Origin of the sequence: Streptomyces sp. CB02009 (assembly GCF_001905825.1) — a bacterium.
Lineage (GTDB): Bacteria > Actinomycetota > Actinomycetes > Streptomycetales > Streptomycetaceae > Streptomyces.
Genome location: NZ_LIVV01000002.1, coordinates 1,007,767 through 1,033,920 on the forward strand (window position 1 = coordinate 1,007,767; position 26,154 = coordinate 1,033,920).

Annotated in this window: 21 protein-coding genes; 6 read left to right on the forward strand and 15 right to left on the reverse strand. The window is 72.4% G+C overall.

Features of this window, described 5'->3' with window-relative positions:
* Nucleotides 1-14 precede the first annotated feature (14 nt).
* Nucleotides 15-1,442 carry a glycosyltransferase family 87 protein gene (locus tag AMK27_RS11595; protein ID WP_079188355.1) on the reverse strand — a complete coding sequence of 476 codons (1,428 nt, stop codon included), beginning with the start codon at nucleotides 1,440-1,442 and terminating at the stop codon, nucleotides 15-17.
* A 113-nt stretch (nucleotides 1,443-1,555) separates the two neighbouring features.
* Here AMK27_RS11595 and AMK27_RS11600 point away from each other — a divergent pair, with 113 nt between their 5' ends.
* Together AMK27_RS11600 and AMK27_RS11605 are read left to right on the forward strand one after the other, a co-directional pair.
* Nucleotides 1,556-2,725: a molybdopterin-dependent oxidoreductase gene (locus AMK27_RS11600; protein ID WP_107425553.1), complete on the forward strand. Its 1,170-nt coding sequence runs from the start codon at nucleotides 1,556-1,558 to the stop codon at nucleotides 2,723-2,725.
* Nucleotides 2,726-2,736: 11 nt separating this feature from the next.
* Nucleotides 2,737-3,141 carry a hypothetical protein gene (locus AMK27_RS11605; protein ID WP_241847429.1) on the forward strand — a complete coding sequence of 135 codons (405 nt, stop codon included), beginning with the start codon at nucleotides 2,737-2,739 and terminating at the stop codon, nucleotides 3,139-3,141.
* A 24-nt stretch (nucleotides 3,142-3,165) separates the two neighbouring features.
* Here AMK27_RS11605 and AMK27_RS11610 read toward each other — a convergent pair whose 3' ends face one another.
* Genes AMK27_RS11610 through AMK27_RS11620 form a run of 3 tightly spaced genes read right to left on the reverse strand, consistent with a single transcriptional unit; the run spans nucleotide 3,166 to nucleotide 5,143 of the window.
* Nucleotides 3,166-3,840, reverse strand: coding sequence for a class I SAM-dependent methyltransferase (locus AMK27_RS11610; protein WP_073905255.1), 675 nt, complete (start codon nucleotides 3,838-3,840; stop codon nucleotides 3,166-3,168).
* Nucleotides 3,837-4,469 carry a TIGR04282 family arsenosugar biosynthesis glycosyltransferase gene (locus tag AMK27_RS11615; RefSeq protein ID WP_073905256.1) on the reverse strand — a complete coding sequence of 211 codons (633 nt, stop codon included), beginning with the start codon at nucleotides 4,467-4,469 and terminating at the stop codon, nucleotides 3,837-3,839. The genes AMK27_RS11610 and AMK27_RS11615 overlap by 4 nt, the downstream gene beginning before the upstream one ends.
* Nucleotides 4,466-5,143 carry a glycosyltransferase family 2 protein gene (locus AMK27_RS11620; RefSeq protein WP_073905257.1) on the reverse strand — a complete coding sequence of 226 codons (678 nt, stop codon included), beginning with the start codon at nucleotides 5,141-5,143 and terminating at the stop codon, nucleotides 4,466-4,468. Before AMK27_RS11620 ends, AMK27_RS11615 begins: the two co-directional genes overlap by 4 nt.
* A 135-nt stretch (nucleotides 5,144-5,278) precedes the next feature.
* On the opposite strand from AMK27_RS11620, the gene AMK27_RS11625 reads away from it, so the two are divergent.
* Together AMK27_RS11625 and AMK27_RS11630 are read left to right on the forward strand one after the other, a co-directional pair.
* A complete protein-coding gene (locus tag AMK27_RS11625; protein WP_073905259.1) occupies nucleotides 5,279-6,010 on the forward strand; it encodes a response regulator transcription factor in 732 nt (243 codons plus the stop codon).
* Nucleotides 6,007-7,119 carry a sensor histidine kinase gene (locus AMK27_RS11630; RefSeq protein ID WP_073905261.1) on the forward strand — a complete coding sequence of 371 codons (1,113 nt, stop codon included), beginning with the start codon at nucleotides 6,007-6,009 and terminating at the stop codon, nucleotides 7,117-7,119. The genes AMK27_RS11625 and AMK27_RS11630 overlap by 4 nt, the downstream gene beginning before the upstream one ends.
* Before the next feature lie 29 nt (nucleotides 7,120-7,148).
* Here the strand turns inward: AMK27_RS11630 and AMK27_RS11635 are convergent, their stop codons facing one another.
* Nucleotides 7,149-8,213, reverse strand: coding sequence for an NAD-dependent epimerase/dehydratase family protein (locus AMK27_RS11635; protein ID WP_073905263.1), 1,065 nt, complete (start codon nucleotides 8,211-8,213; stop codon nucleotides 7,149-7,151).
* 272 nt (nucleotides 8,214-8,485) lie between these two features.
* Between AMK27_RS11635 and AMK27_RS11640 the strand changes: the two genes are divergently transcribed.
* Nucleotides 8,486-9,016: a DM13 domain-containing protein gene (locus tag AMK27_RS11640; RefSeq protein WP_073906049.1), complete on the forward strand. Its 531-nt coding sequence runs from the start codon at nucleotides 8,486-8,488 to the stop codon at nucleotides 9,014-9,016.
* A 53-nt stretch (nucleotides 9,017-9,069) separates the two neighbouring features.
* Here the strand turns inward: AMK27_RS11640 and AMK27_RS11645 are convergent, their stop codons facing one another.
* The 6 genes from AMK27_RS11645 to AMK27_RS11670 form a co-directional block, all read right to left on the reverse strand.
* On the reverse strand, nucleotides 9,070-10,848 hold the full coding sequence (locus AMK27_RS11645; RefSeq protein WP_073905265.1) for a cytochrome c biogenesis protein DipZ: 1,779 nt from the start codon (nucleotides 10,846-10,848) through the stop codon (nucleotides 9,070-9,072).
* Nucleotides 10,849-11,072: 224 nt separating this feature from the next.
* Nucleotides 11,073-12,056 (reverse strand): 2,3-diaminopropionate biosynthesis protein SbnA, encoded by a 984-nt coding sequence (gene sbnA, locus AMK27_RS11650; RefSeq protein ID WP_073905267.1) that lies wholly within the window; start codon nucleotides 12,054-12,056, stop codon nucleotides 11,073-11,075.
* Between the two features lie 54 nt (nucleotides 12,057-12,110).
* Nucleotides 12,111-13,181 (reverse strand): 2,3-diaminopropionate biosynthesis protein SbnB, encoded by a 1,071-nt coding sequence (gene sbnB, locus AMK27_RS11655; RefSeq protein WP_073905269.1) that lies wholly within the window; start codon nucleotides 13,179-13,181, stop codon nucleotides 12,111-12,113.
* Nucleotides 13,178-14,179: a TauD/TfdA family dioxygenase gene (locus AMK27_RS41770; RefSeq protein ID WP_107425532.1), complete on the reverse strand. Its 1,002-nt coding sequence runs from the start codon at nucleotides 14,177-14,179 to the stop codon at nucleotides 13,178-13,180. The genes sbnB and AMK27_RS41770 overlap by 4 nt, the downstream gene beginning before the upstream one ends.
* 27 nt (nucleotides 14,180-14,206) lie before the next feature.
* Nucleotides 14,207-16,723, reverse strand: coding sequence for a non-ribosomal peptide synthetase (locus AMK27_RS11665; protein WP_073905271.1), 2,517 nt, complete (start codon nucleotides 16,721-16,723; stop codon nucleotides 14,207-14,209).
* Entirely contained in the window at nucleotides 16,720-19,299 is a 2,580-nt protein-coding gene (locus tag AMK27_RS11670; protein WP_079188356.1) for a Pls/PosA family non-ribosomal peptide synthetase, read from the reverse strand. The genes AMK27_RS11665 and AMK27_RS11670 overlap by 4 nt, the downstream gene beginning before the upstream one ends.
* 323 nt (nucleotides 19,300-19,622) lie before the next feature.
* On the opposite strand from AMK27_RS11670, the gene AMK27_RS11675 reads away from it, so the two are divergent.
* Complete coding sequence (locus AMK27_RS11675) at nucleotides 19,623-21,128, forward strand: glutamate synthase subunit beta (protein ID WP_073905273.1); 1,506 nt, start codon at nucleotides 19,623-19,625, stop codon at nucleotides 21,126-21,128.
* Nucleotides 21,129-21,516: 388 nt separating this feature from the next.
* Here the strand turns inward: AMK27_RS11675 and AMK27_RS11680 are convergent, their stop codons facing one another.
* The 4 genes from AMK27_RS11680 to cseB all read right to left on the reverse strand — a co-directional run bounded on the left by AMK27_RS11680 (nucleotide 21,517) and on the right by cseB (nucleotide 25,941).
* Complete coding sequence (locus AMK27_RS11680; RefSeq protein ID WP_198955838.1) at nucleotides 21,517-22,650, reverse strand: endonuclease/exonuclease/phosphatase family protein; 1,134 nt, start codon at nucleotides 22,648-22,650, stop codon at nucleotides 21,517-21,519.
* A complete protein-coding gene (locus AMK27_RS11685) occupies nucleotides 22,647-23,600 on the reverse strand; it encodes a D-alanyl-D-alanine carboxypeptidase family protein (RefSeq protein WP_073905275.1) in 954 nt (317 codons plus the stop codon). Before AMK27_RS11685 ends, AMK27_RS11680 begins: the two co-directional genes overlap by 4 nt.
* Before the next feature lie 356 nt (nucleotides 23,601-23,956).
* On the reverse strand, nucleotides 23,957-25,216 hold the full coding sequence (locus tag AMK27_RS11690; RefSeq protein ID WP_241847430.1) for a sensor histidine kinase: 1,260 nt from the start codon (nucleotides 25,214-25,216) through the stop codon (nucleotides 23,957-23,959).
* Nucleotides 25,213-25,941 carry a two-component system response regulator CseB gene (gene cseB, locus AMK27_RS11695; protein ID WP_073905277.1) on the reverse strand — a complete coding sequence of 243 codons (729 nt, stop codon included), beginning with the start codon at nucleotides 25,939-25,941 and terminating at the stop codon, nucleotides 25,213-25,215. The genes AMK27_RS11690 and cseB overlap by 4 nt, the downstream gene beginning before the upstream one ends.
* Nucleotides 25,942-26,154 lie beyond the last annotated feature (213 nt).

The window sequence follows — 26,154 nt, forward strand, 5'->3', positions numbered from 1 at the left end:
CACAGCGCGTTCGATTAAGACCCGTGACGGAGGGATCCTTCGGGGTCGACTGCCCGGCGTGAGGTGCTGAGCGGGCGATCGTCTCCGCCGTCGTCCCACTCGACCGCCGGCCGGCCCCCTCTCCGTCGTGCCCACCACCCCGCGCCCGCCGCCAGAGCTGAGGCTCCGTACGCTCCGGTCACCCACCCGGCGCCGATCACCGGTCCCGCGACATAGGCGACCGCCCCGGCCAGGGCGATCCCCAGCCATTCCCACCGGCCGTCCAGCGCGACGAGGGCGACCAGCAGGAGTGCGTACCAGGAGTAGCCGGGAGTCATGAGGAGGAAGGCCGTCCCGGTGGTGAACAGGGCTCCCCGCCACGGGCGTTCGGCGTCACCGTGCCACCAGACCGCCAGCGACACCGCCGTCATGACGAGCAGGACGGCGGGGAGGGCCCACGCGTCGGGCAGCACGAGGCGCAGCAGGGCGTACCGGCCGCCGGCCCCCGCGTCGTCGTACCCCTCCTCCTGCGCGTAGCCGCCCAGGTAGCCGAGGACGGAGCCGTCGGAGAGCAGGACGTACGGGAGGTAGAGCACCCCGACGACCGCCAGTGCCGGACCCACGACCGCCAGAATCGTCCCTGGCCGGCGCGCTCCGGAGAGCGCGCCCGGGAGCAGGACGGCGGGCAGCAGCTTCGTGGCGATCGCGAGCCCGAGCAGGACGCCCCCGGTGACGCGCCGACGCGAGGCGACGGCGAGGGCGGCGACCGAGAACAGGACGGCGAGGACGTCGGCGTGGGCGTTGTTGACGGCTTCGACGGGAACGGCCGGGCACCAGGCCCAGAGGGCGGCGCGCCGCGGATCGCCCCGTCGGCGCAGGAAGGCGACGAGCAGGCAGGTCACCGCGAGGGAGAGGGCCGCGGCGCCGGTCTGGAGTGCCTTGTGGCGGGCGTCGGCCGGCCCGACCGCGTGGACCAGGAGGAACCAGCCCTCGGCGACGGGCGGGTAGATCGTGTGCACGGTCGGCCGGTTGATGCGGGTGCAGGCGTCGTGGGCCAGGGGGAAGAGGTCGCGGCCGTGCGCGCAGGCGACGGGGTCCGGGAAGAGCCACTCGTCGCGAAGCTGGGCCAGGGCCGCATCGGCGGGTGCGTGGTCGTACGGGGAGATGCCGGCCGCCTGCACCCGGCCGTCCCACGCGTACCGGTAGGAGTCCGTACTCGTACGGGGCGCCGCCACGAGTCCGGTGGCGGTCACCGCCACCGCCCCCGCCAGAATCAGGGGGACCACTGCGCGCGCCGGGACCCGGCGCAGGGACACCGCGGCTGCGGCGAACAGCGCCCAGCATCCCGCGTACCCCGCCAGGAGGCCCACCCCGAGCGCGTCGCCGCGCAGCAGCAGGGCCAGGGCGACGGTGAGGGCCGCGAGCAGGAGCACGGTGACGGCGAGCGGACGGGCGCGAGACATGGGCGCAGCCTGGCAGCGCTCGCGTCCGTGCGACGGGCGACCCGTCGAGGCGTTCGGGTTTCGTAAGGTGTCGAACCGTCCGTACCGCCACCCGCGGCGGTGTCATGGACGTCATGACCTTTCGCCTTCCCAGGCACCCGCGTCCCGCCCGGTCCGGCATCCGGCCGCCCACCTTCACCGTGGGTCTGCACGACGCGCGAACGGCGACGGCCGTCGGGCGCTGGCTCGGCGTGGCCTTCGCGGTCTGCTTCGCGACCGGACTCGTCAGCCACTACCTCCAGCACCCGCCCGACTGGCTCGCCGACCACCTGCCCGCCCGGCCCTCGTGGGGCTACCGGCTGACGCAGGGACTCCACGTCGCCACGGGGCTCGCGGCGATCGTGCTGCTCCTGGTCAAGCTGTGGGCCGTGTACCCGAGGTTGTTCGTGTGGCCGCCGGTGCGGTCCGTCCGGCACGCGCTGGAGCGGCTGTCCGTCGCGCTCCTGGTGGCCTCGGCGGTGTTCCAGCTGCTGACCGGGCTGCTCAACATCGTCGAGTGGTATCCGTGGCCGTTCTCGTTCGTGCCGGTGCACTTCGCCGTGGCCTGGATCGTGGCCGGCTCGATCCTCCTGCACATCGCGGTCAAGGCCCCCGAGATCGCGGCGCATTGGGGGCGGCGCTCGCCGGGGACGCTCGTACTGCCCGCCGAATCGGCCGTCGACCGGCGCTCCCTCCTCCTCGGTACGGGCGCGGCCGTCGGCGTGGTCACGCTGACGACGGTCGGGCAGTCCTTCACGCCGCTGAAGACGTTCGACCTGCTCGCGCCCCGGCACCCGGACCACGGTCCGCAAGGGCTGCCGGTGAACCGGACCGCCGCCGCGGCCGGTGTATCGGAGCGGGGACTCCGGACCTGGCGTCTCGAGGTCGCCGGACCCCGCCCGTACGCTCTCACCCTCGACGATCTGCTGGCGATGCCCCGCAGCGCGGTGCGCCTGCCGATCGCCTGCGTCGAGGGCTGGAGCGTCGCCGCGGACTGGGCAGGCGTACGGGTACGGGACCTGGTGGAGCGGGCGGGCGGACGGCCGGGACGGGACGCCGTACGCGTCACCTCCCTGGAGGTGAGCGGCTCCTATCGGGTGATGGACATGGGCGCGGAGTACGTGGAGGACCCGCTCACCCTTCTCGCGCTCGGCCTCAACGGCCGGCCCCTCTCACTCGACCACGGATTCCCGGCCCGGATCATCGCTCCGAACCGGCCCGGGGTGCTGCAGACCAAGTGGGTGCACCGACTGGAGGTTCTGTGAGGAACGCGAGCGTGCTCCGATACGGGGTCGGCGGGCTGGGAATCGCCCTGATCGGCATCGGGGCCTGGAGAGTGGCGGTCCAAGCGGACCCGGTGGGCGTGGTGGTGTGGCTGGCGGGCGCGGTCGTCCTGCACGACGGGATCATCGCCCCGCTCGTCCTCGCCGTCGGTCTGCTGCTCGTCGGGCGGGCCGAACGGGGCGTACTACGCGGCGCGTTGATCGTGGCGGGCAGTCTGACCCTGGTCACGCTGCCGCTGCTGGTCCGCCCGGGAGCGCCGCCGAACCCGTCGGCCCTGCCTTTGCCGTACGGACGGAACCTCGTCATCGTCCTCGCTGTCGTGGCGACGGTGGCGGCGGCGGCGATCCTCGTACGGCGGTGGCGGGCCCGCCCTCAGCGGGGCTCGGACGACGACTGAGGGGTCAGCACGGCGACTGAGAGGTCAAGGCTGCGACTGACCGGTCAGGACGGCGTACTGAGAGGTCAGTACGGCGAAGTGGCGACCTGTCAGGCTCCACCGTTCGGACAGCGTCCAGCCGGCCGCAGCCGCCTGCTCGGCCAGCGCACGCATGCCGACGCGGGCCCAGGGGAAGAGCTCGCCCTGCCCGCCGCGGCCGTCGTCGACCCGCACCTCGCACCGCTCGTCGACGTCCGTAGGCACGCATTCGACGATGACCCGGCCGCCGGGGGACACGACCGGCCGCAGCCTGCGGAGCAGCGCGGTGGGGTCGCCGCCGATGCCGATGTTGCCGTCGATCAGCAGGGCCGTACCCCAGCGGCCTTCGCTCGGCAGGGGCTCGAAGACGGAGCGGCACAGTGCCGACCCGCCGAGCCGAACGGTGTGCACGACCGCTTCCGGGCTGATGTCGACGCCCAGCACCCGGTGTCCTTCCGCGGCCAGCGCGGCGACGAGGCGCCCCGGGCCGCAGCCGACGTCCAGGACCGCGCCCCGGCACCGCGCCAGGACGGAGCGGTCGGCGAGGTCGGGTGCCCGGCACCAGCGCTCGACCTCCAGCGGCAGGAGCCAGCCATCGTCGCGGCGCAGGAACAGCGGTCCTCGTCCGGTCCGCAGGGCGTCGGTGTACGGGTCGGCGCGCCAGGTCGTCGTCGAGGTCATGCGCGTGCTCCCGCCGGCGTGCCGGTGAGAGCGGCGTGCAGGGCGGCGAAGCGCGTGCCGGGAGCCTGGCGGGCCACCTGCCGGGCGTCGTCGGCGTCGTCCACGTCCCGCAGTACGGGCAGGGTGCCGATCCGCAGCCCGGCCGCGCGCAGTCGCCCGTGCTGAACGGCACCGGTGTCGGGTCGCGACATCGGGACGCCGAGCAGGAGCACGGGGTCGGGGACGGCGAGGCCCAGGGCCCAGAACCCGCCGTCCGCGGCCGCTCCGAACCAGGCGTCGTACGTGTCCCAGCACAGCGCGGGCGTGAGCAGCCCCGGGGTCACCTGCGGGGTGTCCATGCCGATGAGCAGTGCCGGACCGTCGCAGGCGGAGAACGCGGCCGCGAGCCGGACGTCGAGCCCGCCCGTCACCTGGGGGACGACCTCGTAGCCCGACGGGAGCCAGGGGCCCGGCTCTCCGTCGAGGACCAGCACGTGTCTGTCCGCGGGGACGAGTGCGGCGGCGGTGAGGGTGTCGGTGAGTGCCGCCCCGGCGAGGGCGGCGGCCTCGCCGGGGGAGAACGGGGGAGTGAGCCGGGTCTTCACCCTGCCCGGCAGCGGCTGCTTGGCGATGACGAGAAGCGTGGTCACGGCCGGCCACCGCCTACCGGCGCCGGTTCGTCGAGCACTCTGCGCATGTCGTGCACGGCCTGCCACGTGCCCTTCCAGGTGCCGGTGACCTTGGACCGGCCCGTCCGGGGCCGGTAGGGCACGTCGGCCTCCTCGACGCGCCAGCCCGCGTCGGCGGCCCGGACGACCATCTGGAGCGGATAGCCGCTGCGCCGGTCGGACAGGCCGAGGGCGAGGAGCTCCTCGCGCCGGGCGGCGCGCAGGGGCCCGAGGTCACGCAGCCGCAGTCCGGTACGGCGGCGCAACAGCCAGGACAGAGCGAGGTTCCCGGCCCGTGCGTGCGCCGGCCAGGCGCCCGCGCCGGTCGGGCGGCGGCGGCCCAGGACGAGGTCGGCGGAGCCGTCGGCGACGCGACGCACCAGACCGGGCAGCAGGCCCGGGTCGAGCGAGGCGTCGCAGTCGCAGAAGCAGACGAACTCGGCTTCTGAAGCGAGCAGCCCGGCGTGGCAGGCGGCGCCGAAGCCGCGTCGGGGCTCGTGGACGACGGTGGCGCCGAGTTCGGCCGCGAGCGCGGCGGAACCGTCGGTGGAGCCGTTGTCCACGACGATCGCCCGCCAGCCGGGAGGGATGCGGGCCAGGACCCAGGGCAGGGCCTCGGCCTCGTCGAGACAGGGAAGAACGACATCTACGGTCATCGGGGTCACACCTCTCACCGTAGGAATCACAGAGCGTTCCGGGGGCCCGGAAGTCCTTACGAAACGCGGACGCCGTGCGACGTCTGCCCGGGTGGCCGTGGCCGGAGTGCGGGAGCGGGTGCGAGGCTGTGCGGCATGAACGAGCGCAGCGTCCCCGCGCACCGGGGCCGGATCCTGGTGGTGGACGACGACCCGACGGTCGCCGAGGTCGTCACCGGCTACCTGGAGCGGGCGGGTTTCGACGTGGAACACGCGGCCGACGGCCTCGACGCCCTGCGGCGGACGGGCGAACGCCGGCCCGACCTCGTCGTGCTCGACCTGATGCTGCCGGGCCTGGACGGACTCGAGGTCTGCAGGCGGCTGCGGGCCGCGGGCCCGGTGCCGGTCGTCATGCTCACCGCCCGCGGTGACGAGGAGGACCGGATCACGGGGCTGGAGGAAGGCGCCGACGACTACGTCACCAAACCGTTCAGCCCGCGCGAACTCGTGCTGCGCGTCGGGTCCGTGCTCCGGCGCTCCCGTGCCGTGGCCCCCGGCGCCCCTCGGGCCGTACTCCGAGCCGGGGACCTGACGGTCGACCCGGCCACCCGCAGGGCCCACCGCGCCGACAACGAACTCCCCCTCACCCTCCGGGAGTTCGATCTCCTGGCGTATCTCATGGAGCATCCCGGCACGGCGCACAGCAGGGAGGAGCTGATGCGGCACGTGTGGGGTTGGGACTTCGGCGACCTGTCCACCGTCACCGTGCACATCCGCCGCCTCCGCGCCAAGATCGAGGACGACCCGGCCACGCCCGCGCTGATCCAGACGGTGTGGGGCGTCGGCTACCGCTTCGAACCGACCCTCGCGAAGGACACCTCCGCATGAACGACGTCCTGCTCATCGCCGTGTTCGCGCTCGTGGGCGCCGCCGGTGCCGGGCTCGCCGGGGCGGTCGTGCTCCGACTGGTACGGCACCGCTCGGTCGCGGTCTCGCTGGCCGTCGTCGCGGCCGTGACCGTGACGGCGATGCTCGCCGGGACGCTCGCGGTCGCCCAGGCGATGTTCCTGTCCGCGCACGACCTGTGGGTGGTGACCGTCGTCGTCGCGATGGCCGCGCTCGTCTCCATGGCCACCGCACTCGTGCTGGGCCGGTGGGTGGTGGCCCGCAGCCGGGCGCTGACACGGGCGGCGCGGGACTTCGGCGAAGGGGGCGGTTTCTGCGCCCCCGCGGGCACCGTCACCGCCGAACTCGCCGCCCTCACCCGCGAACTGGCGTCGACCAGCGCGAGACTGGATGCCTCCCGGCGCCGGGAGCGCGCCCTGGAAGCGTCCCGACGAGAGCTCGTCGCCTGGATCTCGCACGATCTGCGCACCCCGCTGGCCGGTCTGCGTGCGATGGCGGAGGCCCTGGAGGACGGCATGGCCGCCGACCCCGGCCGCTACCACCGCCAGATCCGTACCGAGGTCGACCGGCTCACCGGCATGGTCACCGACCTCTTCGAGCTCTCCCGCATCCACGCCGGTGCACTGACCCTCAGCCCCAGCCGGATGTCGGTGTACGACCTGGTCGGCGACGCCCTGAGCGGCGCGGACCCGCTCGCCCGCGAGCACGGGGTCCGTCTGGTGGGGGAGGACGTCGCGGCCGTACCCGTCGAGGTCGACGGCAAGGAGATGACCCGCGTCCTCGCCAACCTCCTCGTCAACGCCATCCGCCACACACCCGCGGACGGCACCGTCGCGGTCGCGGCCGAACGCCGCGAAGGGGCCGTCGTCGTGTCCGTCACCGACGGCTGCGGAGGCATCCCGGCGGAGGATCTGCCGCGCGTCTTCGACACCGGCTGGCGCGGCGCCGAGGCCCGCACCCCGCCCGCCGGTGCCGGGCTCGGCCTCGCCATCGTCCGCGGCATCGTCGAGGCCCATGCAGGCCGCGCCGAGGTGCGGAACGTGCCCGGCGGGTGCCGCTTCGAGGTCAGCCTGCCGACAGCCGCCGGCTGAGGGTGCGGCGCCGTCGAGAGTCGGCCGGGTCACCCCCCGACGGCCGCCGAGGCGCGTTGCCCGGCGTGAGCGAACTCCGCCATCCCTTCGGCGAAGCCGACCCGCGGGCACCAGCCCAGGTCCCGCCGCAGTCGGGACGAGTCCGCCGTGATGTGGCGGACGTCGCCGAGCCGGAACTCGCCCGTCACCACCGGCGGGGGCCCGCCGTGCGCCCGGGCCAGCGCCGCCGCCATCTCACCGACCGTGTGGGGGTCACCGCTGCCGGTGTTGTACGTGGTGAGAGCGCCGCTCGGACGACTGTCGGAGGCCTCCAGCGCGAGGACGTTGGCCGCCGCCACGTCCCTGACGTGGACGAAGTCCCGCCGCTGCCCGCCGTCCTCGAAGACGCGGGGCGCTTCGCCGCGGGCGAGCGCCGACCGGAACAGGGACGCCACACCGGCGTAGGGGGTGTCACGGGGCATGCCGGGCCCGTACACGTTGTGGTAGCGCAGCGAGACCGCCGTTCCGCCCACGGCACGAGCCCAGGCCGCGGCCAGGTGCTCCTGCGCGAGCTTGGTCGCCGCGTACACGTTGCGGGGGTCGGCAGGCGTGTCCTCACCCACCAGACCGGGCGCGAGCGCGCAGCCGCACGCGGGACAGCGCGGCTCGAAACGCCCCGCCGCGAGGTCCTCGGGGCAGCGCGGGCCCGGCCGGACGCGTCCGTGCCGGAGACACTCGTACCGCCCCTCCCCGTACACGACCATCGACCCGGCGAGGAGGAGCCGCCGCACGCCCGCCTCCGCCATCCCGGCCAGCAGGACGGCGGTGCCGAGGTCGTTGCAGCCGACGTACGCGGGGGCGTCCGCGAAGTCCTTTCCCAGGCCGACCATGGCGGCCTGGTGGCAGACCGCGTCGACCCCGCGTAGCGTCGCGTGTACGCTCGCGGGCTCCCGCACGTCCGCGCGCAGGAACTCGACGCCCTGCGGGTCCGGAGCGGAGGGGTGGGCGCTGGGCAGCAGTGCGTCCATGACCACCGGCTCGTGGCCGGACAGCAGGAGCGATGTGACGATGTGCGAGCCGACGAAACCGGCTCCGCCTGTGACGAGTACGCGCATGGGCGTGACGCTACAAACGGGCACCGCCTCACGGTGACGTGCGCGCCGCGCCGTAAGACTTCCGTCATCCCGGTGGAGGCTCCGCGTCGGCGTCGAGCCCACGTCGGCGGCACGGCGGCACGGCGGCACGGCGGCTCGGCGGTCGGGTCCGGCCCTGTGCCGCCACGCCGTAAGGCTTTCGTCATCGGGGCCGGGCTTCCCCCGGCCGGGCACCCTCGCTTGGATGAGCCGGTGGGGCGGGAGAACGAAGGAGGTGCGTCGTGGGGCGCGTCATGAACAGGCAGAGGTGGGCGGCGGCCGGCGCGGTGGCCGTGGCGTTCGTCGTGGCGGGGCTGGTGTGGTTCAGACCCTGGGCGCTGTGGGTGGACAAGACCGTCGACGAGGCACTGCCTTCGGCCGCACCGCGGACGGCGTCGGCGGGTGAGTCGTCGCCCCGGGTGCCGACGGCCCCCGTGACCGTCGCACACGGCACGTTCATCAGCCACGAGCACGCGACGTCCGGAGCCGTGAAGATCGTCCGCCTGGCGGACGGCAGCCACACGCTGCGCTTCGAGGGGCTGGAGACGAGCAACGGCCCCGACCTCAGGGTGAGGCTGAGCGACGCGCCGGTGAAGGAGGGCAGGGCCGGCTGGTTCGTCTTCGACGAGGGGCAGTACGTCAACCTCGCCAAGCTCAAGGGGAACAAGGGCGACCAGAACTACCAGCTCCCCGCGGACCTCGACTGGTCGGCGTACACCAGCGTGAGCATCTGGTGCGACCGGTTCGACGTCTCCTTCGGCGCCGCGCGTCTCGTCCGCACCTGATTCCGCACGAGCGAGGTCGTGCCGGAGGCCGCCGGGGCGCTGGGCCGCGTTCGTCAGCCGTAGGTGAAGGCGAAGGCCTGGAGCCCGGGTGTGAGACGGAGTTCGAGGCGTGTGTCGCGGGCCTCGTCGTGGTCCGTCAGCCGGTAGAGGGTCGGCGTTCCGTGGACCCGGATCGTCCGGGCCGGCGCGCCGTCGACAAGGACGGTGACCGAGCCTTCGCCCGCGAGGACGAGGTTGGCGTTGCGGGCGTGGTAGGTCAGGGCGAGGCGGGCGTCCTTGCCCGAGGTGAAGTGCTCGTAGCCGGCGGTCCAGGTCCCGGCGAGGGCGATCTCGTTCGGACGGACGCCGTCGGCGGGGTAGGCGTAGGCGACCGGCTTGTCCTCGGCGAGTTCGGGGGTGCCGGCGTAGCCGCGGATGCGGTGGGTGCTCAGGTACGTCTCGGGCGTGCGGTCGGCGGTCAGGCGGTCGTCGGCCTGGTCGGTGGGCGGCGGGAGGACCACTGTCGGGTCGGCCTGCCGCAGCAGGTCCCGGATCAGGCTCTCCGTCTGGGCGTAACGGCCTTCGCCGAAGGTGAGGTAGCGGACGTTTCCCCGAGCGTCGATGAGGTACTTGGCCGGCCAGAACCGGTTGCGGTAGTTGTCCCAGGTGTCGAGCTCGTTGTCGAGGGCGACCGGGTAGGTGATGCCGAGCTTGCGGGTCTGGTCCGCGACGTTCTTCGGGCTCTTCTCGAAGGCGAACTCCGGTGAGTGGACGCCGAGGACGGTGAGGCCCTTGTCGCGGTAGGCGCGATCCCAGTCCTTGATGTGGGGGATGCTGCGCTGGCAGTTGATGCAGGAGTAGGTCCAGAAGTCGATCAGGACCACCCGGCCCCGGAGAGCGGCGAGGTCGACGGGACTCCCGCCCGCGGTGTTGATCCAGGTGGAGATTCCGGCCAGGGGCGGCGCCTGGCCGCAGGTGCGGAGTTCGTCGACGCCGTCCTCGCAGCGTGACAGTTCCTTGTTGGAGTCGTCGTAGAGGCCGGACAGCTGCCGGCGGGCGGCGTCGCTGTCCTCCACGGTGCGCTGCGCGGCACGGGTGTAGTCGGGCAGGGCGCGTTGCAGGGCGGTGGTGACGTCGAACGCGAGGGCGAAGGCGAGCGCGATCATGAGGATGCCCGAGATCACGCGGAGCTTGCGGGCGCGGGTGCGGAAGGCGGCCACGCGTTCGGCGACGCGCCGTCCGGCGAGGGCGAAGAGCAGGAGCGGGATCGCGGTGCCGAGGGCGAACGCCGCGGTGAGGACGACGATGTCGGCGCTGATCTCGCCGCGCGCTCCCGCGATGGTGATCGCGGCGAGGACCGGTCCGGCGCAGGGAACGTAGAGGAGGCCCAGGCCGAGACCGAGGGCGAAGGCGCTGCCCTCCTTGTTGACCTGCCGCTGCGGGATGCGGGCGAAGGGCTTCTCCAGGATCCGCTCGACGGGCGGGAGGATCAGGCCGAGGCCGATCAGGACGAGCAGGGCCAGTCCGACGTACCGGAGGATGTCCTGGGGAAGGCCGAGGGCGGAGATGATCGTCACGCCGAGCAGGGTGAAGAACGCGAAGCTGAGGACGAGCCCGGCGACGACGGCGTAGGGGCGGCGGTTGCGCGGGGGCCGGGCGGCGGACGGCGGTTCGCCGGGGTGCGTGCCGTCGGCCGGCGCGCCGCTCGCGCCGACGAGTGAGGGTCGGCGCGGTGCGGGGGCGTCCGTGCTCGGTCCACCCGCGAGGAACACGACGGGGAGTACGGGCAGGATGCAGGGCGACACCGCGGTGATGAGCCCGCCCAGCAACCCGATCAACGCCAAGGTGACCATGGTGTTCGCCTCTCTCGTGGATCCGGGCTCTCGGCAGGTATTCGGACCACGAGGGGCGATGGACGGCCCGCTGCCGTACACAGGAGCCATCCGGAGGTTCCGTCGTCCCCGAGGCGTCCGCTGCCGCGGACGACAGCGGTGGTGGTCCGTCGTCCTCCACGAGGCATGACGGACCACCAGCGCCGGGAGGGCGCTCGGACCTTGGGCGCGAGGTGAGGGCTGGACTACGAGCCCGTCCCCGCTGTAGCCGGAGCATCCGTGTCCAGGACGCCCTCGCCGTAGAGGGCCTGCACCCAGTTCGACTGGTAGACGGTGTCGAGATAACGCTCGCCGAGGTCGGGGGAGATCGCCACACAGGTGAGGTCCTCCTCGCGGTGCGCGTCGAGCCATCCCGTCGCACCGCTGACGACCGTCCCGGTGGAACCCCCGAAGAGGAACCCACGCGTGGCCATGGCCCGGCAGGTGCGGATCGTCTCGGACTCCTCCACCCGTACCACCTCGTCGACGTAGCTCGGGTCGAGGAGGGGCGGTCGCATGCTCATGCCGAGTCCGGGAATCATCCGACGCCCCGGGCGGTCGCCGAAGATCGCCGATCCGACGGTGTCCACGGCGACGATGCGCACGGGCCGGTTCCAGGTCCGGAAGTACCGCGCGCAGCCCATCAGAGTGCCTGTGGTGCCGACACCGACGAACAGGACGTCGATACGGGGGAAGGCCTGGGCGATCGCGGGCGCGGTCCGGAGGTAGTGAGCCTTCCAGTTGTCCGGGTTGGTGTACTGGCTCAGCCAGGTGTAGCGGGGGTCGGAAGCGCACAGGTCGCGGACGGTGTTGAGTCTGGCGGCCAGCAGCGTGCCCTCGCTGTTGTCCGACACGATGTGCACGTGCGCGCCGAGTGCTTCCATCATCAGACGCGTGGTGAGGTTGCATCGCGAGTCGGTGACGCAGACGAACGCGTAGCCCTTGCTCGCGGCGATGACGCTGAGTGCCACGCCGAGGTTGCCGGAGGAGGACTCGACCAGAATCGACTCAGGGGTGAGAACGCCTCTTCGTTCGGCCGAGGCGACCATCTCGGCGGCGGCCTTGACCTTGATGGAGCCGGCGAAGTTGAAGCCCTCGCACTTCAGGAAGAGCGGTCGGCCGAGCGTCGGCATGAGGTCCACGAAGAGATCGTCTTCGTTGAAGTCGTGGGGTGCGGTGATGACGGGCACGGTGCTCTCCTCTTCGGGCTCGAAGGCCGGGCGGCTGAGGCCTCGGGGGGTCTCTCATCCGAACCGGCCCAGTTCGTCGAAGAAGTCCTCGACGATGGCGAGTTCGCCGGACTGCGCCAGCCGGTCGTAGACGTACTTGCCCACCGCGAGGTCGAGGACGCCGAGACCGAACGGCGAGAAGACGACGGTCGCGTCCGGCGGCACGGACACCCGGCCGGCCATCACATCGGCCAGGGTGCCGCGGACGAAGTCCCTGTTGCCGGTCAGTCGCTCGGTGAGGTGCGGGGACGTCTGGGCGCGCAGGCAGTGGTCCGGGTCGTCGACGATGTTGGTGGCGGACAGCAGGACGGGCGGGGCGAGGTCGCGCAGGGAGACATGGAGGACCACCGGGTGGTGGTCGAACCAGGAGGGCGCGTTGATGTGCGGGGTGGCCGCCACGGTGGCGAAGACCAGCAGATCGCTGTTACGCACGAGTTGTTCGGGGTCGGTGTGAACGGTGATGTCTCCGTCGGCGCCGGACTGCTCCAGGTAGAGCCGGAATCCCGCGGCGCTCTCGTGGGAGCGGTCGTGAAGGCCGATGTCGGTGAACGACCAGCCGGTCCTGCGGAGGTAGGTGTGGATGTAGCGTGCGATGAGGCCCGTACCGATGAATCCGATACGCCTGGCCCGCGGGCGGCCTCGGCTGAGCCAGTCCGCCGCGGCAGCGGCGGACGCCGCCGTCCGGGCCGCGCTGATGACGGAACTCTCCATGCAGGCGACGGGGTAGCCGGTCGCCGGGTCGTTGAGGATGAGGACCGCGGAGGCCCGGGGGATGCCCGACCTGACGTTCTCGGGGAAGCTGGAGATCCACTTGAGTCCGTCGACACGGGAGTCACCGGCCAGCGACGCGGGCAGGGCGATGATGCGCGCTGTCGACCGGTCGGGGAAGCGCAGGAACGTCGAGGCGGGGTTCACCGTACGTCCCGCGGAGTGCAGGTGGTAGGCCGACTCGACGATGTCCCTCACCGTCGGTTCCCTGCCGTCGAGGACCTGCTTGACCTGCCGCCCGGGGACGACGGCGAACGGCGGGACCGAGACGGCCTCCACGGGCCGGGTGCGATCGGACAGCGGCTGGACGGCGTTCATGACGCTGCGCTCCTGGTCTCCGCGGCGGGCGGCGCCTGGCGCTTCGGATCGGCCATCGCCACCACGACCTGGCGGGGTCCCTCGTAGGACTCCCTGCTGTGCGCGGTACGGATGTTGTCGACCAGCATCAGGTCGCCGGCCCGCCACGGCCGTCGGACCGTGTGGGCCTCGTACACCCTGTTGATCGTCTCGACCGTGTCGGCTGAGATGGGGTCGCCGCCGCCGTAGCGGGTGTTGAACGGCAGCCCGTCGAGGCCGTACTCCTCGACGAGGAACTCACGTACCTCCGGATCCATCGTCCACTGGTTGAGGAAGGCGATCTGGTTGAACCAGCAGCGTCGACCGGTGACCGGATGCCGCACGACGGCGCTGCGGTGCTGCCGGGTGCGCAGCGACCCGTCCGGCTGCCAGTCCGTGTCGATGCCGTTGCTCCGGCAGTAGGCGTCGATCGCGCCGGCGTCGTCGGTGCCGAACGCCTGCGAGAGACTGGCACCGATCTCGTCGTGGTACGCCCGGGTGAGAATCCAGCCCTCCTCCTCGAAGCGAGCCACCTCGTCCGCGGGCAGGGCTTCGAGCACGGCGGCGGCGTCGGCAAGCGCGGTCGCTCCGCCCGCGGTGGGGGCTTCCAGGCAGGCGAAGCACAGGAGCCCGGGATACTGCCCCGCGTAGCTCAGCTCGTGGTGCATGCACATGGGCCGCTGGGGCGGCCAGGCGGCGGACGAGTAGACGCCGTCGGCGTAGGGAGTGCGGTGGGCGAAGCCCTCGGTCTCCCGCGCCGGGTGCAGGTGCAGCTTCGCGAGCACGGCCACGACGTCGGGGACGGTGCGCAGACCGAGGCCGGTGACGACGGCTGCCCCGTGCTCGGCGACGGCGGCGAGCACGTCGGCGTGGTGTTCCGCCGCCCACGCGGCCGCTCCCGCGTCTCCCGCCGTGCTCTCGATCTCCGGCAGGGCGGGCGGTGCCGGTGCGGCGTGCCGTGGGAAGAGTGTGGTCCTCATGTCGGTCTCCTGAGATGGGTCGTGCGTTCAGGCGGTCTCCGCGTCGACGCGGCCGTCGGCGGATCGGTCACCCCCGGTGCGGTCGTCGATCAGGGCGGCAAGGGCCGACAGCGTGGGAGCCGCCGTCAGATCGCGCAGCGACACGACCCGGTCCAGTGCCACGGCGAGTTGTACGGCCGTCAGGGAGGTGCCGCCGAGGTCGAAGAACCCGTCGCTCCGCCCGATCGCGGAAGGCCGCATGCCGAGCACCGCCGCCCATATCCCGGCCAGTCGTTCCTCGGTCCCCGGACGGGGAGCGTCGCCACGCGTGTCACCGGGTGCGAACGCTTCGGCGAGGGAGCTGAGCGCTGTGCGGTCCGTCTTTCCGTTCGGAGTCAGGGGAAGAGGATCCAGCCTGTGGCACAGGGACGGCACCATGTAGGCGGGCAGCAGGTCGCCCAGCAGGTCACGCAGGCGGTCGGAGCCGAGATCAGGGTCGCCGCTGTGGAAGGCGACCAGCTGCCGGCCCTGTCCCGGCTGTCCGGTGGCCACGACTGCGCCGTCGCGTACTCCTGGCACCCGCAGCAGAGCGGCCTCGACGTCGCCGATCTCCACCCGGAATCCCCGGATCTTGACCTGCGCGTCGCGGCGCCCCAGGAACTCGAGCCTTCCGTCGGGCAGCAGGCGGCCGACATCTCCTCCGAGGTACAGACGCTCTCCGGGCCGGTGAGGATCGGGCCGGTAGCACTCGGCCGTACGGTCCGGGTCGTTCACGTAGCCTCGCCCCACGCAGATGCCGGAGAAGGCGATGGTCCCGGGAGCCCCGAGGGGGACGGGCATGAGATGGTCGTCCACCACGTAGGCGCGCACGTTGTGGATCGGTCGCCCGAGGGTGACCCGGCCGTCCCGGGGTACGGCGTGCATCACGTCGTGATGGGTGTCGTCGGACGTCTCGGTCAGCCCGTAGGCGTTGACGAGGCCGATGCCGGGCTGGACGCGGAACCACCGTCTCACCAGTTCGGTCCGCAGCGCCTCGCCGGTCACCGACACGCGCTCCAGCGCAGGCAGCGTGCGAGGCGCGCGCTCCAGGGCCGAGGCCATGACGTCGAGATAGGAGGGCACGACCTGGAGCACGCTGACCCGCTCCTCGTCGAGGAGGTCGAGGACGCGGTGGACGTCCAGGACCGCTTCCTGTTCCACCAGCAGCGTCCGTCCGCCCACCAGCGTGGCGGCGAGCAGCTGCCAGAGGGAGATGTCGAAGCACTGCGACGCCGTCTGCGCCACGACAGATCCCGCGCCGATGCGCAGATCCTCGGTCTTGGCCAGCAGATGGTTGAGCATGCCGGCGTGCTCGACCATCGCGCCCTTGGGCTCGCCGGTCGACCCTGACGTGAAGAAGACGTACGCGAGGCCATCGGCCGGTACGGGGATTCCGAGGTCACCACCGTCGCCCCCGCTCTCCGCGACGCAGGAGGCGTCGACGACAGCCGGCTCGCCCGGCGGCTGAAGCGCCTGCCCCAGGTGCCCGGTGCTGCCGGGCTCGGTGAGGACGAAACGGCAGGCGGCGCGCCGCAGCATCGTGGCGATGCGGTCAGGCGGGTAGTCGGGGTCGACGGGCAGATAGGTGCCGCCCGCCTTGAAGATCGCGAGGACGCCGGCCATCCAGTACAGGTCGCGCGGGAGCACCACGGCGACGGTCTCCTCGGGCTTCACCCCCTGGTCGAGCAGGGCGCGTGCGAGGCGATTGGCCCGCAGGTTCAGGTCACGGTAGGTCCACCGTCGCCCGCGATGCACCGCGGCGACCCTGTCCGGGTGCCGGCGGGCGCGCTCCTCGAACAGTTCGTGGAACCTCGCGTCCGGCAGCGGCCTGCGCGGCCCGGCGAGGCCGTCGACCTGGAACCGGATCTCCGAGTCCGAGAGCAGACACTGGGTGTCGTGGCGAGCGCCCGGGTCGGCGATCATGCAGCGGAGGGCGTTGACGTGGTACGAGGCGATCCGCGCCACGGCGTCGCCGTCGAGCGCGTCCGTACGGAAGCGCGACGCGAGTACGGGCCGGCGGGCGTCCTGCCGCAAGGTGACGCACAGGATCGCACCGGACAGGAGGGCCGGCCCGTGTCCGTTCAGACCCTCGTGGCCGTCCGGATCGAAGAGAACGTCGGGGCGGTGCTGGGGGCTCGTACCGGGCGTGTCCGTCGGTCGGAGGACTTCGCCGTCTCCGAGCAGCTCTTCCGCACGCGCGGCAGCACGGACGAGGTCCCGCCAACTGCCTGGAGCGACGGCCAACCGGCACGGCAGGTACCGTCCCGGCGCCGTCAGACGGGCGACGGTCACCACACGATCTCCGGAGAGTGCCGCGAGGACCTTGGCGTGCGCTGCGAGATGGAGCGCCGACATCGGCACGCCGAGCTCCGTCGCCTGCTCCCGCAGCCTGATCGCCATGCCGTCCGGGAGGTCGTCCGCCCGGTCGTCCACGCCCGCGCCCGGAGCCGTGGTCCAGCGGGGAATCGTGGTCCATCCGGTCGCGGAGGGCGTGCCCTCGGGCAGCGCGTCACGTGTGACCGTCATCGGAACCCGCCTCCGTTCTCAAGGTCGTCCATCGGGCGGGCGGGGTTTCCCGCCCACCGGCTGCCGTCAGGTACCGATTCGCCCTTCATCAGGAAGGAGTCGGTCTCCAGGAGCACGCGCGCCCCGATGGCCACGCCGTAGTGGACGAACGCGCCGACGCTCAGCGTGCTCCCCGGTCCCACCTCGCTCGGCTCCGACTTGAAGGCACCGTCCTCCTGCGAGTGGCACTGAACGACACTGCCCGCGTTGAGCGTGCAGCCGTCGCCGATGGTCACCATGGACCGTTCGGGGAGGCTGCAGCCGTCGTCGAAGACACCCCTGCCGACGCCCACTCCCAGCAGCCGCCAGACGACGTTCTTGAACGGTGTGCCGTTCAGGATCCGGAGATACGCCTCGGAGGGGACCTTCCAGTACCGCTCGCGCCTCCAGAACCGCACGTCGTAGATCGAGCAGAACAACGGCCCGAGCGGGGCGAACAGGGTGACGATCCGCTCGACCAGCACGTAGTAGGCGATCGTGAACGGCAGCAGGACCGCGTTGGCCAGGGCGAACGCCCACACGCCCGCCGACCCGTACAGGTCCGCCGCGCCGACGAAGAGCAGCGTGACGAGGAAGAAGTAGAACCACGCACTGATCAGGTACCAGGCCATGGTCATCGCGTTGTGGCGGTTCTTCGCCGCGAGGCGGAGGCGCAGCTCGTCACCGCTGCGGATGTCGTCGAACGAGCTGTCGCGGAGCACCGAGCGCGGGATCTCGAAGCTGGGGGAACCCAGCAGGCCGACGTTCTCCCGGATCGGCCCGTCGACCGGCACCATGACCTTGGTGGCCAGCAGACAGTTGTCTCCGGTCCGCCCACGCGTGGGGTAGGTGATCACATTGCCGAGAAAGTTGTGAGCCCCGATACGGGTGGGGGACAGGCGGAAGGATGTACTGGAGTAGTCCGCGTTCATGAGCGAGAGGCCGTCGGCGACCATCGTCCCCCTGCCTATGTGGCTCATCAGGGGACTTTCGTGCTTGACGACCGTCCCGAAGTTCGAACCGGTCTGCTCCACCCGGGAGAGGTCGTACCCGAGCCAGCGCAGGTAGTGCACGACGGCTGTGCTGTCGCCGAAGAGCCGGGTCAGGCTCCTGCGGTTGGTCAGGATCGTCGACAGCCGGTGGATCGCGTGGTGGAACCCGTAGAGCGGGTACACGCGGCCCGGGACGACGAGCCTGCCGGCCAGACGCGACACCGCGGCCAGGACCAGCAGGGCGACCGGAATCGAGCCGAAGAACACGAGGGCCGTGACGGCGAGCAGGCCCGTGTAGAAGCCGAGGCCGGAGAGGGCCGCCGACCCTGGTTCCAGTACCGCCGCCACCTGCGGGGTCTTGGAGAGGATGGCGTCCAGCCCGCCGACGGCCAGGGGCGCGGCGACCGCCGTGGCGAAGAGGATCTGCCCGCTTCCGTGCACGGCGCGCCGGACACGGCCGCAGCGGGTCGCCTCGACGCCCTGGAAGTCGCTGTCGGAAGGCTGTGCCGGTGACCCGTGCCAGCGCTGACCGGCGGGAACCGACTGCCCGGCATGGAGCGACGAGGCGTGCCCGAGCTGGGAGTGGTCACCCATCGTCGTCCGGATGTCGAGGACCGTCGCCTCGCTGACGACGACATTCCGGCCGAGGGTGACGGGACCGGTCTCGATCAGGGAGTCGCGGGCGCGGTAGCAGCTGATCAGCGCGTCCTTGCGGACGACGGTGTGGTCGCCGATGGAGAGGAGGTCGGTGCAGACGGGCACGCTGCGGGACAGGACGGTGACGCCGCGGCCCACGTGCGCACCGAGCGCGCGCAGGTAGAGCGAGTAGAGCGGACTCCCCACCGTCAGCACCAGCGGGTTCGCGCGCACCAGTGTCTTGACCAGCCAGAACCGCATGTAGCCGAGGCTCCAGACACGGATCAGCCCCGGCTTCCACCGCCCGATGAGCAGCCACTTCGCCGCGATGGGGAGGGCGCACAGCGTCACGAGCACGACAGCGCCGAAGACCAGGGAGCGCAGGTAGTCGTCGACCGGGCCGTGGCCCGCCGCGATCCATGTGTACCCACGCGTGACGATGGCCGCGATGAGGAGCGCGTAGCCGAGAAAGCTCAGCAGTTGAAACAGGCCGCAGAGAACGACGCGCGGTCGGCCCAGCCCGGCGGAGACCGTGGCGGGCCTCTCACGAACGGGCGCGATGACAGTCGCCTTGTCCGTCGTCTCCGGGGCGTCGTTCGGGCGCGTGGCGGCCGGTTCCATCAGGGCCGCGCTCAGGCTCCGGATCGTCGGATGCTGGTACACGTCCTTCATGGACACCGGTGGCATTCCGGGCTGCTTCCTCACCCTGGCGCAGAAGTGCGCCATGAGCAGCGAGTCCGCTCCCAGTTCGTGGAAGAAGTCGCCGTCCGGCGGCACGGATTCCAGCTGGGCGACCTCCGCCATGAGCCGGCTCAGAACACCCTCGACCGCCTCCCGGTCGACCTCGTCCGCCTCCCGGTCGATCTCGTCGACAGGCGCCGGGGCCACAGCGACGGGGGTCGCCGTCAGGTCGAGCGGATCGGGTCCCATGAGGTCTCTCCCTGGACGATGTCCGGTGCCTGCCGCAGAGCCCGGACGTTCAGGGGCTGGTCCGACGCCCCGACCTGAGGTCTGCGGCAAACGCTCACACAAGGGATTCGTGACCGAAGGCTCGAGAGTTGTGCCGAATGCGGAACTTCTGGCGCTGCCCGGCCGCACGGGCAGCGAGACAGCGACGTGTGAAGCGCTCCGGTGCGACGGCTTAGGGGATCCGCAGGCGCCTCGCAGCCGGCCAGAAGAGGTCCGATCGTCCCCGGCAGACGTACGATGAGGCGGATACGCACCGGTTTCCGAACAGCCCTGCCGAGGGCACCATGACCGACCCCTTTGGCTTCCTCCGCATACCGCGGCGACCGACACCCTCCAGACCCCCCGGCGAACGTGCTCGGGACTGGGACGAGGTGCACCAGGGCCAGCCGCTGCTGCCGCTGGTGTCCGACCAGGCGCGGCGCTGCATGGACTGCGGCGTGCCCTTCTGTCACGGCGCTTGCCCGCTCGGCAACCTCATCCCTGAATGGAACGTCTACGCCGCCCACGGCGACTGGGCCACGGCGTCGGAGCGCCTCCACGCCACGAACAACTTCCCCGACTTCACCGGATGCCTCTGCCCCGCCCCCTGCGAAGACTCCTGCGTGCTCGCCCTGACCGGTGATTCGGTGACGATCAAGAACATCGAGCAGGCGGTCGCCGACGAGGCGTGGGCACGCGGACATGTGCGCCCCCTGCGGCCGGCCGGGATCTCGGGTCGATCGGTCGCCGTCGTGGGATCCGGTCCGGCGGGACTCGCGACCGCTCAACAACTCACCCGTGCCGGGCACGCGGTCACCGTCTACGAGAGAGCCGACCGTGTCGGCGGTCTCCTGCGCTACGGCATCCCGGACTTCAAGATGTCCAAGGACCGCCTCGACGCCAGGATCGATCAGATGGAGCAGGAGGGCACGACCTTCTGCCCAGGTGTCGACGTCGGCCGCGACCTGGACGCGCATCGTGTGAAAGCCGCGTACGACGCCGTGGTGGTCGCCACCGGAGCGACCCTGCCGAGGGAACTCCCCTGCGAGGGAAGGGAACTGAGCGGAATTCATCACGCCATGGAGTACCTCACCGCGGCCAACCGCGCCACACGGTCCCGCCCCGTGCCCCCCGAGCTCTCCGCGCGGGGGAAGGACGTCGTCATCGTCGGAGGAGGGGACACCGGCTCCGACTGCCTCGGCACGGCGCTGCGCCAGGGCGCCGCGTCCGTCGTGCAGGTGGACATCAACCCCCAGCCCGGCCAGGATCGTACGGCCGACGAGCCATGGCCACTCGTCCACCCGAGGATCTACCGGATGTCCCACGCCCACGAAGAGGCACTGGCCCGTGACGGCACCGACCCGAGGGCCTTCTCCTCCCTCACGCTCCGCTTCGACGGTGACCCTTCAGGAGCGGTGCAGGCCATGGTGCTGAACGCGGTCGCGCCGGACGACAGGCGCCCTCTCCCCGGCGCAACTCGAGAACTCCCGGCCCAACTGGTGCTGCTCGCACTCGGCTTCCGGGGCCCGGGGCAGGATCCGGGCCTGGTCGGCCCGCTGGGTCTCGTGGCCACATCGGAGGGAACGTTCGCACGGACTCCGAACTTCTCGGCCTTGCCGGGCTCCCTGACGGCGCGGCAGGAGGAGGCGTCCGCCGGCGTGTTCGTCGCAGGTGACGCCGGGCGCGGCCCGTCCCTCGTGGTGTGGGCCATCGCGGAAGGCAGGGCGGCGGCCGCGGCCGCGGACCGCTTCCTGCGCGGAGCCACCGAACTCCCTTCACCGATCAGGGCCACGGACCGCCCGCTCGCCTGATCCGCCACTGCCTCCACCACCGCCACCGCCATCACCACTGCCTCCGCCTGCGCCTCCGCCTGCGCTGCTGTCTCCGCATGCCTTCCGGGGAGCCGTGCGCCGTAGACGGAAGAAGGGCGGAGGACAGCCTCCGCTGTCCTCCGCCCTCCCCGCCCGTCTCGTCCGCACCTATGACTCCGCCTTGCGCGGGGTGCGGTCGATCCGGCGGATCCGCCGGACCCTCCCGTCCCGGACACTCACCGGGAGGAGCCGACGTCTTCCAGTCGTGCTTCGGACCGCTCCGAAGGCCGGATGGGTCCGCCTGACGTTCATCACTCCAAGGAGTGGGCCCTGGGGCACCAGTTCCATGAGGAAGGGGGGCCGTTCGCAGGCGACCGCCACCCACCCGTCATCGGGGAGCGGGGTCCGGGGAGAGATGTATCCGGGCCGCTACCGGAAGGTGGTCGCTGGCCGTCGCCGGGAGGGTCCATGCCGAAGCGGCCCGGACGCCCCCGAGAAGGATCTGGTCGATCCGGACCACCGGCAGGCGCGCCGGCCAGGTGAAGCCGAAGCCCGCGCCCGCCGCGGCCTGTGCGGAGACGAGGCGGTCGGTGAGGGGCCGCAGTGCGCGGTCGTCGGTGGAGCCGTTGAGGTCGCCCAGGACGACGACGCGCCGGACGGGCTCGGCCCGTACCTCCGACACCAGCAGACCCAGCGCCTCGTCGCGCGCCCCGGCGGTGAATCCGCTCGCGCCCACGCGTACGGACGGCAGATGGGCGACGTACACGGCCAGTGGCCCGCCCGGCGCGTCCACCGTGGCCCGCATCGCCCGCGTCCACGGCATGATCGGCACGGCTCGCGCGTCGCTCAGCGGATGGACGCTCCACAGCCCCACCGTGCCCTCGTAGAAGTGGTACGGGTAGGCCTCCGCCAGGGCCTGCTCGTACGCGGGCGCCGTGGCCGGGCTCAGCTCCTCCAGGGCCAGTACGTCCGCCCGGGCGGCGAGCAGGCTCCGTACGGTACCGCCGGGGTCGGGGTTGTCCTGGTTGACGTTGTGACTGACCAGCGTGAGGTCGCCACCGGGGGACGTCTTGTCGGCCAGGGCTCCGCCGAACGTCGCCAGCCAGGCCACCGCCGGCACCACCAGGGCCACCGCCGCTGCCACCCGCGCCCGCCGCAGCAGGGCTGCGGCCACCAGCACGGGCACGGCCAGCGCGCTCCAGGGCAGCAGGGTCTCGGCCAGACTGCTCAGCCGTCCGGGCAGTCCGGGAAGCAGCCCGTGGCCCGCGACGCTCACCGCGAGGAGGACGGAGCAACCCGTGACCGCCGCCCCGCGGCGCCGCCACCACCTGAGGCGCGCCCCGGCGTCCGCCGCGTCGGCCGAGGCTCCGGGAGCGTGGTCCGGGCCGACCGTCGTGCCGTCCGTCGCGGGGGAGGGAACGGCCTGCGCTGCCGTGCCGTCCGGCGCGGGGGAGGGACTGGTCTGTGCCGCCGTACCGTCCGGCGCCTCGGCGGCAAGGTCCTCGCGTGTCGTCGCCGTCATCGTTCCCCGCCTTCCGTTCCGGCGGCGGCGAGCCGGCCGCGGACGGCGGTGAGCAGGCCGCGGCTGGCGTCGACGGCGGCCCGGAGCCCCTCGGCGGGCGTCGTGTTCGCCCGCTGGTGCAGGACGGCGCCCACCAGCAGCCGGGGCTTGCCGCCGACGCGCACCTCGTAGGCCCACAGGAGGTTCCCGCCCGCCGGGGTGCTGGAGCCGGTCTTCACACCGAGGACGCCCGGGGTGTCCAGCAGGGGATTGGTGTTGGTGATCGTCCCGAGGCCCGGGACGGTGGTCTCGCGGGTGGCGACGACCGCCCGGAAGACCGGGTCCTCCATCGCGGCCCGCGTCAGCCGCACCTGGTCGGCCGCGGTGCTCGTGGTCGTCGGCTCGATGCCGCTCGCCCCCGTGTAGACCGTGTCCTTCATGCCGAGCCGTCCGGCGGCGCGCCGCATCTTCGCCACGAAGGCCTCCTGGCTGCCGGAGTCCCAGCGGGCCAGCAGGCGGGCGACGTTGTTGCCGGAGGGGATGAGGAGCAGTTCCAGGAGTCGGCGCTGGGAGTAGCGTTCGCCGGACAGTACCGGGACGGTCGACTCGCCGCCGACCCCCGCCTCGTGCGCGGCCGTCGGATCCACCTCGATGAGGGGGCCTTCCTCGTCGGGCCGCAGCGGGTGCTCCTCGAGGACGACGTAGGCGGTCATCACCTTCGTCAGGCTCGCGATCGGTACGGGCCGCCGCCCGCCCCGCTCGCCCAGCGAACCGGTCCCTTCGAGGTCTACGGCGCTCTGGCCGTCCTGCGGCCAAGGGAGCGGGCCGATGTCGGACACCGGCAGTCGTTCGCCTCCCGTCGCCGGAGGCCCGCCGGAGGGCGAGACGACGGCGATGCCCAGGGCCGTCAGCAGGGCCAGGGACAGGGCACCGCTGACGAGGCGGTGACGCGGGGTACGGGGAAGGGACACGGGCCGCCTCCAGGAGCTGCGGTACGGGATCGGTACGGCAGCAAGACTCCGGGGACGAGGTCTCCGCCCCACGGTCGGGAGAGCGCGGCCCGGGCTCGGGAACCCATCGGTCGTGTATCAGCGGGGCGGTGACGGGCGGACGCGGGCCGGCCGACGAGTCGCATCGGCGGGCGGACGCGCGCGGGCCGGGGAGTCCGACGCATCGGCGGGCGGGGCGGGGCCCGGCGGGGCGACGGGGAGGGAGTGCCTGAGGGGGCAGGGCGTACCGACGGGCGACCGCACTGGGACGGCGACCGTCCTGGGACGGCGAGGGTCGTGCGCCGGCGGGCAGGCCGTCCCGGTACAGCTGGGGCAGGTCACACTTCGGACGTCGACCCGTCCTGGGGCAGGCTCAGGGTCGCGACCGCCCCTCCGTCCGGGGCGTTGGCGAAGTCCAGGGTCGCCCCGATCACCCTCGCCTGGCCGGACGCGATCGTCAGGCCCAGGCCGTGCCCGTGCCCCCGCTCGGCCGAGCCCGTACGGAACCGCTGGGGGCCGTGGGACAGCAGGTCCGCAGGGAAGCCGGGGCCGTGGTCCCGGACGGTCACCGTCCGGCCGGCGACCGCGACGTCCACCCGGCCCTCGCCGTGCCGGTGGGCGTTGACGACGAGGTTGGAGACGATACGGTCCAGGCGCCGGGGATCCGACTCGACCACTGCCGCCTCCCGTTCGGTCACCCGCGCCGCGAGACCCGTCCGCGCCACCGAGTCCCGGACGAGGGCGGCCAGGTCGACCGGCCTCCGCTGGGACGTCTCGGCGCCCGCGTCGAGCCGGGAGACCTCGAGGAGGTCCTCCACCAGGTCGCGCAGCACCCGCACCCGGCTCTGGACCATGTCCGTCACCTCGCCCTCGGGCAGCAGTTCCGCCGAGGTGACCAGGCCCATCAGCGGGGTGCGCAGCTCGTGTGCGACGTCGGCGGTGAACCGCTGTTCGGTGTCGATCCGCTGCTGGAGGCTGTCGGCCATCGAGTCGACCACGGCCGAGATCTCGGCGACCTCGTCGCCTCCGCGGACCGTTCCCGTCCGGGCGTCGAGGTCGCCCGCCGTGATGCGCCGGGCCGTGCGGGCCACCCGGCGCAGCCGCCGGGCGGGGAGTTCCGTCGCCAGGGCCGTGGCGGGGACGACGATGCCCAGGGTGAGCAGCGAGTACTTCCACATGTGACGGTCCAGGGCCTGCCGGGTCAGCAGGTCGGCGGTCATGTCGACTTCGACCGCGTACAGCTTCCCGCCCTCCTGACGGGCCGCCCAGAAGACGGGGGCCGGGGGCCCGTCCTCGTAGAGAGTGGCCTCGCCGCCGTGCTCGACCTGCCTCAGCAGGGCCTCGGGCAGCTCCTCGGGGGACACCCGGGGCCCTTCCTCACCTGCTGCCGCGGCGTTCTCCAAGGCCGTCGCCAGCGCCATCTGGGCCTTGCCCGCGCCCTCGTGCAGGGAGCGCCGCAGCACCGAGTCGTGCACCAGCACGCCGACCGTCAGCGCCATCGAGGCACAGGCGAGCGCCACCAGGAGGACGATCTTCCAGCGCAGCGAGCGGGAGCGCGGTACCAGGCCCGTGACTGCTCCCCGGGAACCCCGGCTCACCGCTTCCACTTGTAGCCGAAGCCCCGGACGGTCTCGACGCGCTCGGCGCCGACCTTCTTGCGCAGTCGCTGCACGCACAGGTCGACGACCCGGGTGTCGCCGTCCCAGCCGTAGTCCCACACTTCGCGCAGCAGGGTCTGACGGTCCAGCACGATCCCGGGGTGCGCGGCGAACTGGAGCAGCAGCCGCAGCTCGGTCGGGGCGAGCGCGATCCGCTCGCCGCCCCTGCGAACCTCCAGGGCCGCGGGGTCGAGGGAGAGGTCGCCGAAGAGCAGCGGACCGGCCGGCACCGCGGGGTCGGCGGGTTCGGGCGCCGGGGGTACGAACGCGGCCCGGCGCAGCAGCGAACGGATGCGCGCCACCAGGACGGCGGTGTCGACGGGCTTCACCACGTAGTCGTCGGCCCCGGCCTCCAGGCCGGACACCACGTCCAGGGCGTCGCCGCGCGCCGACATCATCAGGATCGGGTCCGAGGCCGTCTCCCGGATGCGCCGGCACAGCCCGATGCCGTCCAGGCCCGGCAGCATCACGTCGAGCAGCACCAGGTCGTGCCGTCCCTCCCGGAAGAGTTCGAGCCCGGTCAGTCCGTCGGCCGCGACGAGCACGTGGTAGCCGTAACGCTCAAGGGCCATCGCGACGGACCGCCGGATCACCTCGTCGTCCTCGACCAGCAGGACGGTCACGGGCGCAGGAGCGGGCGCGGGCGCCGACACGGAATCAGACATGTAGATCTCTCGGACACGGGACAGGGCAGGCCCTCCATCATGCCTCACCCGCACGCACTGCCGGGTGCCGCCTGAGGGCTGTCGGCACGCCTCTGAGCTGGGCTGATACCCGTCTGATACACCACCGCGCGGTGGCCGACACACACCCGAGCGGGTACGGACACGGAGGCGGCGCGCCTGGCACCGGTGGCGCGTCCGCCGCCATGCAGCCAC